We start from the raw sequence: 8,714 nt of genomic DNA, 5'->3' as shown, positions 1-8,714 counted from the left end.
GTCCGCGCCGGCCGCGATGCGCGTACCCGAGCCCGCCCGGGCCACAGCGAAGCCCGAGGCGCACAGCTCGTCGTACGCCTCGACCACGCAGCCGCGGGACACCCCGAGCTCCGCGGCCAGCGTGCGGGTCGACGGCAGGAGATCACCGACCCGGATGTGACCGCACCGGATCCGGTCGACGACGGCCTCGGCGAGACGCTGCCGCAAGGGGGCGCCGGTGTCGGGCAGCTCGAAGGTCAGATGGACGACGGGCGCGACGCGGGGCACGGCACGACAATACTGGTCCTGGATTCGGCGGGTCTTGTGGATCTGTTCATCGGTCCGCATATCGACGAGGCTCGCCTGCATGGACAACATCAGGCGCTATCCCGAACGGGCCCGGACCCGGCGGGCCGACCTCGACGCGGTACTGGACGCGGCGGTCACGTGCACGTTCACCACCGTCGTCGACGGCCTGCCGTGGGTCGTACCGATGCTCTACGCGCGCGACGGCGACCGGCTCCTCCTGCACGGCTCCACCGGAGCGGGCGCGCTGCGCCTGGCGACGTCCGGGGCGCCGGTGGCCGTGTGCGTGTCGATCCTCGACGGCGTCGTCGTGGCGCAGGACCTGTTCCACTCGTCCGCGAACTTCCGATCCGCCGTGGTCCGAGGCGAAGTCACCGTCCTGTCCGCAGAGGAGTCCGCCGGCGCACTGGACGTCCTGTCGGACGGCCTGATACCGGGGCGCAGCGCCGAAACCCGGGCACACACCAGGAAGGAACTGGCGGCCACGGCCACCCTGGCGCTGCCCATCCGGCCGGGGCAGTGGACGGTCAAGATCCGCGACGCACCGCCGTCCGCGCCCGACATGAGCGACGGCTCCTGGGCGGGCGTGGTCCCGTTGCGGACGGTCGCGGGCCGGCCGGTCGCCGCGCCGTGGGTCGCGGACGACGTGCCTGTACCCGCGTCCGTCCGCAGGCTGGTGGACCGCTACGCGACGAGCACGACGATGGTCTCCGCGACCAGCGCCGGCTTCTCGGCGCCTTCGGCCTCGACGGTGTAGGTGACGGTGAGGTTCGCGCCCTTGGCGGTGCGCTCGAGGGACGCGAACTTCGCGGTCGCCCGCACCTTCGAACCCACCGGGACGGGCGACGGGAAGCGAACCTTGTTGGCGCCGTAGTTGATCTTCATCTTCAGGCCCTCGATGGCGAAGATCTGCGATCCGAGGACGGGCAGCAGCGAGAGGGTGAGGTAGCCGTGGGCGATGGTCCGGCCGAAGGGGCCGGACTTCGCCCGCTCGGGGTCGACGTGGATCCACTGATGGTCGCCCGTGGCATCGGCGAACTGATTCACCCGTTCCTGGGTGATCTCGAGCCAGTCGCTGTGGCCGAGGTCCTCGCCGACGGCCGCCTCGATCTCGTCGATTCCGTTGAAGGTCCGCATGTTCCATTTCTCCTGTGTCAGGGCCGCAGTGGCCGGTGCCCGGCGCGGCGGAGGGTGACGCGATACGTGTAGTGCTCGGGCAGGAAGTAGCTGACGGACAGCTCGGTCGGTTCGCCCGCATCGTTCGAGTACAGCCGGTCCACCCGCAGCAGCGGATGTCCGGGCCCGCAGTTCAGCTCGCGCGCAACCTCTTCCGTGGCCCGCGCGACGGTGATCGTCTGGGCCGCCTCGACGATGGGGTGCTCGAGGTACGGCTCGAGCAGGCCCATCACCGTGTTCCGGCTCGACGCCCCGGCCGCGAGCTCCGGGGCGCCCTGCACGTGCGCGGCCACGTGATCGGGCAGGTACACGGTGGTCAGCGCGAACGGGATCCCGTCGTGCACGCGGCGCAGCACCACCGCGTGCACCAGATCGGTGTCCAGGCGCAGCCGGCTCGCGGCCTCGATGTGCACGCCGCGGCGCAGCGGCGCGACGATCTCCATCGTGGTGTCGGCGGCGAGGTCGAGCAGGTCCTCGATGGAGCCGAGCTGGCGCCGGTAGCGCCGCCCGTCCTCGTTGGCGAACGTGCCGCGGCCGGGCACCCGGTAGACGACGCCGTCGGCGACGAGGTCCTGGAACGCGCGCCGCACCGTCTGCCGGCTCAGCCCGTAACGCTGCGCGAGTTCGGCCTCGGTGGGCAGGCGGACGCCGCCGCGGTACTCACCGGCGTCGACGGCCTCGCGCAGCCGTCGCGACAGCTGCGCGTACGCCGGTTCCGTGTCGCGTTCGCCCATGACGACCATGAATCCTAGTGACGGCTGGTCACAGGCCGCCGCGGGCCACCAGTTGGGACGCGATGACGCCCTTCTGGATCTCGTTGGTGCCCTCGCCGACGATCATCAGCGGGGCGTCGCGGAAGTAGCGTTCGACGTCGTACTCGGTGGAGTAGCCGTAGCCGCCGTGGATGCGCACCGCGTTCAGCGCGATCTCCATCGCGATCTCCGAGCAGTACAGCTTGGCCATGCCGGCCTCCATGTCGCACCGCTCGCCGCTGTCGAACTTCTCCGCCGCGTAGCGGGTCAGCTGCCGCGCCGCGGTGAGCTTGGTGGCCATCTCCGCCAGGTAGTTGCCGATCGACTGGTGCTTCCAGATCGGCTGCCCGAAGGTCTCGCGCTGCTGCGCGTAGGCGAGGGAGTCCTCGAGCGCGGCCGCTGCGACACCGAGGGCGCGGCACGCGACCTGGATGCGGCCGGTCTCGAGACCCTTCATCATCTGCGCGAAGCCCCGGCCGGGCTCGCCGCCGAGGATCGCCGTCGCCGGGGCACGGTAGCCGTCGAAGCTCAGCTCACAGCTCTCGACGCCCTTGTAGCCGAGCTTGGGCAGATCCCGCGAGACGGTCAGGCCGGGCCCGTGCTCGACCAGGACGATGGAGATGCCCTTGTGCCGCGGGGTGGCGGCCGGGTCGGTCTTGCACAGCAGCGCGATCAGCCCGGCGCGGCGGGCGTTGGTGATCCACGTCTTGGCGCCGTTGATGACCAGGTCGTCGCCGTCCCGGCGGGCGGTGGTGGTCATCGCCTGCAGGTCCGAGCCGCCGCCGGGCTCGGTCAGCGCCATCGTCGCCCGCACCTCGCCGGTGGCCAGGCGGGGCAGGTACGTGCGCTTCTGCTCCTCGGTGCCGAACAGCGACAGCAGCTTGGCGACGACGGTGTGCCCGCCCATCGCGCCGGCCAGCGACATCCAGCCGCGGGCGAGTTCCTCGGTGACCTGCGCGTAGCACGGCATCGACACCGGCATCCCGCCGTACTCCTCCGGCACCGCCAGCCCGTAGATCCCGATCTGCTTCATCTGCTCGATCCACTTCTCGGGGTACTCGTTTGCGTGCTCGACCTCCTGCACCGACGGCTTGACCTCCCGGTCGATGAACTCGCGCACCGTCTTGACCAGGAAGGTCTCTTCGTCGCTCAGGTAGCTCACGGAAAATCCTCGAATCGACACGGGACCTGCGATCCCACCCGTCATTTGTACGGCCATTTTTGGCCTCACGCCCTCGCGATGTCAATACCTCTGGGCGCGAGACACCCCCTGAACGGCCTATGCGTCGCCCCAGTCCTCGCTTATGAGTCGGCGCCGGGTAGCGCCGGACCGGACAATGGCCGTACATTTATCCCGTTCCCGACCGCCCCACAGCAGAGGTTGATCCGTGAATCCTGCGCAGCCCCGCCGCCGGCGAGCCGTGCTCGTCGCCCCCGGCTCCGACGAACGCAAGGCCGGCAAGGCGCTGGCCTCCTCGGCCGACGAGGTGGTCCTCGACCTCGAGGACGCCGTCGCCACCGCCCTCAAGGACACCGCCCGCGACCTCGTCGCCGATCTGGTGTCCACCCGCGGCACCGGCCGCGCGATCGCGGTCCGCGTCAACGGTCCCGGCACGCCGTGGTTCGCCGACGACCTGCGCGCCTGCGCCGCCCTCGGACCGGCCCTGTCGTCGATCGTGGTGCCCAAGGTGGAGGGCCCGGCCGACCTCGCCGAGACCGACCGGATCCTCACCGAGGCGGGCGATGCCGACCTCGTGGTGCAGGCACTGATCGAGACCCCGGCCGGGGTGACCCGCCTCGACGAGATCGTCACCGGCCCCCGGCTGGCCGCGGTGATCCTCGGCTACGCCGACCTCGGCGCCGCGCTCGGCCGCGCCCGCACCGCCGCCCCCGAGCACTGGCTGTACGTGCAGGACCGCCTCCTGCACGCCGCCCGCGCCGCGGGCGTGCAGGCGATCGACGGACCGTTCCTGTCCATCACCGACGACGAAGACTTCCGTCGCGCCGCCCGCTGGACCGCCGACCTCGGCTTCGACGGCAAGTGGGTCATCCACCCGGCCCAGATCGACTCGGCCGCAGCGGCCTTCACCCCCGACGACGCGCAGGCCGAGCAGGCCCGACGGGTGCTGGCCGCCCTGGCCGAGGCCGAAGCCCGCGGCGCCGGAGCCGCCCAGCTCGACGGACAGATGCTCGACGAGGCGGTCGCCGTCGCCGCCCGCCGCACCCTCGCCCTGATCGGAGACAAGTGAGATGACCACCGCACGCACCGCCACCGAGGTCGGCGGACCCTACTTCGACGAGCTCACCGTCGGCCAGGTCTTCGACACCGCCCCGGCCGTCACGATCACCGACGGCCTCGCCGCCGCCCACCAGGCGATCCTCGGCGACCGGCTGCGCCTGCCCCTCGATGCGCACCTGTCGGCGGCCGTCGCCGGTGGGCCCGTCGCGCACGCCGGCCTCGTCACCGACCTGGCGATCGGCCAGTCCACCCTGGTCACCCACCACGTCAAGGCCAATCTGTTCTACCGCGGCCTGCGCTTCCACCGCTTCCCCCATATCGGCGACACCCTCTACACCACCACCGAAGTGGTGGGCCTGAAGGAGAATTCGGCCAAGCCCGGCCGCAAGCCCACCGGGCTGGCGGCGCTGCGCATGAACACCGTCGACCAGAACGGGCAGACCGTCCTCGACTTCTACCGGTGCGCGATGCTGCCGCTGAGCGAAACCCCCGATCCCGCGCGCGTCGTGCCCGCCGACGACCTGTCCGCGATCGGCCCGCAGGAACCGCCGCGGTGGTCCGCCCCCGCCGACTGGGACCTCGCCGCCTACCGGACCCGCGTTCCGGGACCGCATTTCGATCCGTCGCTCGCCGGTGCAGTGCTGCGGTCCAGCGGCGACGTCGTCTCCAGCGCACCCGAACTCGCGCGCCTGACCCTCAACATCGCCGCCACCCACCACGACGAACGCGTCGGCGCCGCAGGACGACTGGTGTACGGGGGCCACACCATCGGCCTCGCCCTGGCCCAGGCCACCCGCGCGCTGCCCAACCTCGTCACCGTCCTCGGCTGGCACTCGTGCGACCACACCGGCCCGGTCCACGAGGGCGACACCCTCACCAGCGACCTGCACATCGACTCCGCCCAGCCGCTCGACGGCGGCGGGGGCGTCCTCGAACTGCGCTCGATCGTCCACGCCCACCGCGGCACCGACGCGCCGGCACCCGTGCTGGACTGGCGCTTCACCGCCCTCATGGCCTGACCCCGGAACCGACATGACACTCCCCGCCTTCGCCCCGAGCCCCACCGAAGTCCCGGACCCACACGACGGGCACCACTGGCGTCTGCACGCCCGCTGCCGGTTCATCGGACCGGACACCTTCTACGCCCCCGAGGACGAGACCTGGGGCGAGCGGCAACGCCGGGAACGAGCGGCCCGGGACATCTGCGCGGCCTGCCCGGTCCGCATCCCGTGCCGCGACGATGCCGTGAAGAACAAGGAACAGCACGGGATCTGGGGCGGACTGACCGAAAGGGAACGCCGCGGACTGCGGTATGTCCGCTGGCTGCCGGACGGTTCTGCGACTCGTGGGGCGGGTACGTCGGCGGCCGGCTGACCTCCCTCGCATGCGCTCGGGGCCGAGCGAATGTATCGCCCACTCGATCTGATCGAGTGGGCGATACATTCGCTCACTCCCCTTCGCTCACTCCCCGCGGACGGCGATCTCGTCGATCAGCCCCCACTCGAGCGCCCGCGGTGCCTCGAGCGCGACGCCGGTGACGAACAGGTGCAGCGCGCGCCAGCGGCCGATGCGGCGGGGCACGCTCACGGTGCCGCCCGCGCCGGGGATCAGGCCCATCGTCACCTCCGGCAGCCGGAAGAGCGTGTCGGGGGCGGCGACGATCCGGTGTGCGAACGCCGGGACCTCGATGCCGGCGCCGACGCAGTGCCCGTGCACGCGCACCTCGGTGCGGTCCGCGAGCGCGGCGATCAGCCGTCCGGCGCCGCCGCGGGTGCGGATCAGGTGCGCGGTCGCGGTGTCCGGGGTGTGGCCGAACTCGTCGAGGTCACCGCCGGCGCAGAACGACGGCCCGGCGCCGTCGAGCACCACCCACGCGACGGTGTCGTCGAGCAGCGGCAGGCGCAGCGCCTCGACCAGGGCGTCGCGCAGCGCGGTGCCGTAGGCGTTGCGGCGTTCGGGCCGGTTGAGGGTGAGGTGCAGGGTGTCGCCGTCGCGGTGGATCAGCACCGGATCCGCGACGGGCGGCGGCGGCAGCGGCCGCCCGAGCCTGCGACGCTCGTCGAGCCAGCCACCGAACTCGGCGCCGCCCTGCAGGGTGGAGTAGGCGAGCGATTCGACGTCGATCGCCTCGGGCACCGGCAGCGCCTCGGTGATCCGCAGCACCTGCCCGGCGACGAGGGCCGACTGCGGATACCGCCCCATCGCCCGGACGAACTCGGCGAGCGCCGCGTCGACGTCCTCGGTGCCGACCACCGCCCGGTCCGCCGGATCGGGCCCCGCGACGTACGTGAGGTCCAGCGCGGCGGTCAGCGGCGCCAGGGCGGCCGGGACGGCGCCAGTGCAGCGCCCGACGAGCAACCGATCCAGTGCCGGCACCCGGGCGGCCACGGCCTCGACCATCGATGCGTCGGCGTCGTCGAGGTCGACGATCAGCACGGGTTCGCACAGGGCGGCGCCGTCGCCGAGAACCGGTGTGTCCGCGGCGCCGCCCGCGAGGTCCGCCACCGTGAGGGTTCGTACGCCTGTGCCCATGTCCGCCGTCCTGAGGTCGTTTCGCGGACTGTAGCATCGGCAGCGTGTCGACCTCCGCGCGCCCGGATGTGGTGCGGGACTGGGCCGAGAGCGGAATCGCTTCTCTCACCGGCCGTCCCGACGGGCCACCCCTGATTCCCCCCGGTCGCGCGGCGACCGTCGCGCGGGAACGCACCGCCTGGATCGCCGACGTCACCGGCGGAGCGGTGCAGCTCGACGGGGCGCGCATGCTCGCCGAGCGCGCCGCCTTCACCGGGCATCGCCGCGGCGGCGCGACGTCGGCCGGCGGTTCGTGCCGGCTGCTGCCGACGGCCGACGGCTGGGCCGCCGTCTCCTGCGCCCGACCCGACGATCCCCTGCTGCTCGGCGCCCTCGTCGGCGCCGACGTCGGGGACGACCCGTGGCCCGCGGTCGAGGCCTGGCTGCGCGAGCACACCGGCGCCGACCTGGCCGAGCGCGCCGACCTGCTCGGCGTCGCGGCCGGACCCGTCACCCCTGCGCACGCTCCTGCCCCCCTGCGACCGCCGGCGCCGCGCCCCGTCGACGGGTTGCTCGTCGTCGACTTCAGTGCGCTGTGGGCGGGACCGCTGTGCGCGCACGTGCTGGGCCTGGCGGGGGCGCGGGTGATCAAGGTGGAGACACCGTCCCGGCCGGACGGCGCCCGCCGCGGCAATCCCGACTTCTATCGCCTGCTGCACGGCGGCCACGAGGCCGTGACCCTCGATCCCGCCCTCCCCCACGAACGCGCAGCCCTCGCCGCGCTCGTCGCGGCCGCCGACATCGTGATCGAGGCGTCCCGCCCGCGCGCGCTGGCCGGATTCGGCCTGCACGCAGACGAATTCGTCGCCACCGGCGGGACCTGGATCTCGATCACCGCGCACGGACGCGCCTCGAACCGGATCGGTTTCGGCGACGACATCGCCGCGGCCGCGGGACTGGTCGCCCGCGACGGCGACGGGCCGATGTTCGTCGGCGACGCGATCGCCGATCCACTCACGGGTCTGACCGCGGCGGCGCTGGCGATGTCCACACCCGGCGACGGTGACGGGGTGTTGTGGGACATCTCGATGTCGGCGACGGTGGCCGCCACCCTGGACGGAGCCGAAACCGCTGCGGCGCAGGCATACCGGCGAGGCCACGAGTGGTACGTCGACACCGCGACGGGCACCGCGCAGATCGAGACGCCGCAACCACGCGCCCCGCGCGGCGACCTCGCCGAACCGGGTCGCGACACCGCCGCGGTGCTCGCCGAACTGGGGTCGGCGCGGTGACCGGCCTGCTGCTGCGCGACGTCGCGCTGCCGGCCGGCCGGTGCGACGTCGCGGTCCGCGACGGCCGGATCACGGCGATCGGGGTCGGCCTCGAAACCGAGGGCGAGGTGATCGACGGCCGCGGTGGGGCGCTGCTGCCGGGACTGCACGATCACCACCTGCACCTGCACGCGATCGCCGCGGACGCCACCTCGGTCCGGTGCGGGCCCCCGCACGTGCGCACACCCGGCGACCTGGCCCGGGCGCTGGACGCCGCGCCCGGCGACGGCTGGGTCCGCGGCGTCGGCTACGTCGAGACGGTCGCGGGCCTGCTCGACGCCGCGGCGCTGGACCGGCTGCACGCGCGGCGGCCGGTGCGGGTGCAGCACCGCAGCGGCGCGATGTGGGTGCTCAACTCGGCGGCGACGATCCTGGCCGGACTGGACTCGGCCGACCATCCCGGGGTGGAGCGCGACGACG

At 72.9% G+C, this 8,714-nt stretch carries 11 protein-coding genes; 6 read left to right on the top strand and 5 right to left on the bottom strand.

The genetic code is table 11. The annotated features are described in order from the left end of the window. On the bottom strand, positions 1 to 267 hold a 267-nt coding region (locus CQZ88_RS07115; protein WP_146034265.1), incomplete at its 3' end, for a GntR family transcriptional regulator. 79 nt (positions 268 to 346) lie between these two features. Here CQZ88_RS07115 and CQZ88_RS07110 point away from each other — a divergent pair. Then, entirely contained in the window at positions 347 to 1,042 is a 696-nt protein-coding gene (locus CQZ88_RS07110; protein WP_102799481.1) for a pyridoxamine 5'-phosphate oxidase family protein, read from the top strand. On the opposite strand, the gene CQZ88_RS07105 is transcribed toward CQZ88_RS07110, so the two are convergent. From CQZ88_RS07105 to CQZ88_RS07095, 3 genes are read right to left on the bottom strand one after another with little or no spacing between them, the layout of a single operon-like run. Then, the gene (locus CQZ88_RS07105; protein WP_006941443.1) at positions 970 to 1,422 is read right to left on the bottom strand and encodes a MaoC family dehydratase; all 453 of its coding nucleotides are present in this window, start codon (positions 1,420 to 1,422) and stop codon (positions 970 to 972) included. The two genes, CQZ88_RS07110 and CQZ88_RS07105, sit on opposite strands and share 73 nt — an antisense overlap. Positions 1,423 to 1,439: 17 nt before the next feature. Continuing rightward, positions 1,440 to 2,204 (bottom strand): GntR family transcriptional regulator, encoded by a 765-nt coding sequence (locus CQZ88_RS07100; RefSeq protein ID WP_029546198.1) that lies wholly within the window; start codon positions 2,202 to 2,204, stop codon positions 1,440 to 1,442. Between the two features lie 19 nt (positions 2,205 to 2,223). Then, positions 2,224 to 3,375, bottom strand: a complete 1,152-nt coding sequence (locus tag CQZ88_RS07095; protein ID WP_102799480.1) for an acyl-CoA dehydrogenase family protein — start codon at positions 3,373 to 3,375, stop codon at positions 2,224 to 2,226. A gap of 259 nt (positions 3,376 to 3,634) precedes the next feature. Here CQZ88_RS07095 and CQZ88_RS07090 point away from each other — a divergent pair, with 259 nt between their 5' ends. From CQZ88_RS07090 to CQZ88_RS07080, 3 genes are read left to right on the top strand one after another with little or no spacing between them, the layout of a single operon-like run. After that, positions 3,635 to 4,462, top strand: coding sequence for a CoA ester lyase (locus tag CQZ88_RS07090; RefSeq protein WP_037201171.1), 828 nt, complete (start codon positions 3,635 to 3,637; stop codon positions 4,460 to 4,462). A gap of 1 nt (position 4,463) precedes the next feature. Next, entirely contained in the window at positions 4,464 to 5,471 is a 1,008-nt protein-coding gene (locus CQZ88_RS07085; RefSeq protein WP_006941437.1) for a MaoC family dehydratase, read from the top strand. Positions 5,472 to 5,484: 13 nt separating this feature from the next. Then, positions 5,485 to 5,826, top strand: a complete 342-nt coding sequence (locus tag CQZ88_RS07080; protein ID WP_043802729.1) for a WhiB family transcriptional regulator — start codon at positions 5,485 to 5,487, stop codon at positions 5,824 to 5,826. Positions 5,827 to 5,913: 87 nt separating this feature from the next. Here CQZ88_RS07080 and CQZ88_RS07075 read toward each other — a convergent pair whose 3' ends face one another. After that, positions 5,914 to 6,984, bottom strand: a complete 1,071-nt coding sequence (locus CQZ88_RS07075; protein WP_029546208.1) for an enoyl-CoA hydratase/isomerase family protein — start codon at positions 6,982 to 6,984, stop codon at positions 5,914 to 5,916. Between the two features lie 44 nt (positions 6,985 to 7,028). Between CQZ88_RS07075 and CQZ88_RS07070 the strand changes: the two genes are divergently transcribed. After that, a complete protein-coding gene (locus tag CQZ88_RS07070) occupies positions 7,029 to 8,255 on the top strand; it encodes a CoA transferase (RefSeq protein WP_102799479.1) in 1,227 nt (408 codons plus the stop codon). Continuing rightward, positions 8,252 to 8,714: amidohydrolase family protein (locus tag CQZ88_RS30595; protein WP_374703811.1), on the top strand; the 463-nt coding region annotated here is incomplete at its 3' end. The genes CQZ88_RS07070 and CQZ88_RS30595, both read left to right, overlap by 4 nt.

It is taken from the genome of Rhodococcus sp. ENV425, from assembly GCF_002887785.1.
Classification (GTDB): Bacteria; Actinomycetota; Actinomycetes; order Mycobacteriales; family Mycobacteriaceae; genus Rhodococcus; species Rhodococcus aetherivorans.
The sequence above is the reverse complement of the archived record's forward strand: the minus strand, read 5'-3'. Positions and strand labels throughout refer to the sequence as shown.

Excerpts from the sequence above, each read along its gene's own strand:
- CQZ88_RS07085 (WP_006941437.1), top strand. The coding sequence starts at position 4,464 with ATGACCACCGCACGCACCGCCACCGAGGTCGGCGGACCCTACTTCGAC.
- CQZ88_RS07075 (WP_029546208.1), bottom strand. The coding sequence starts at position 6,984 with ATGGGCACAGGCGTACGAACCCTCACGGTGGCGGACCTCGCGGGCGGC.
- CQZ88_RS07100 (WP_029546198.1), bottom strand. The coding sequence starts at position 2,204 with ATGGTCGTCATGGGCGAACGCGACACGGAACCGGCGTACGCGCAGCTG.
- CQZ88_RS07080 (WP_043802729.1), top strand. The coding sequence starts at position 5,485 with ATGACACTCCCCGCCTTCGCCCCGAGCCCCACCGAAGTCCCGGACCCA.
- CQZ88_RS07105 (WP_006941443.1), bottom strand. The coding sequence starts at position 1,422 with ATGCGGACCTTCAACGGAATCGACGAGATCGAGGCGGCCGTCGGCGAG.
- CQZ88_RS07110 (WP_102799481.1), top strand. The coding sequence starts at position 347 with ATGGACAACATCAGGCGCTATCCCGAACGGGCCCGGACCCGGCGGGCC.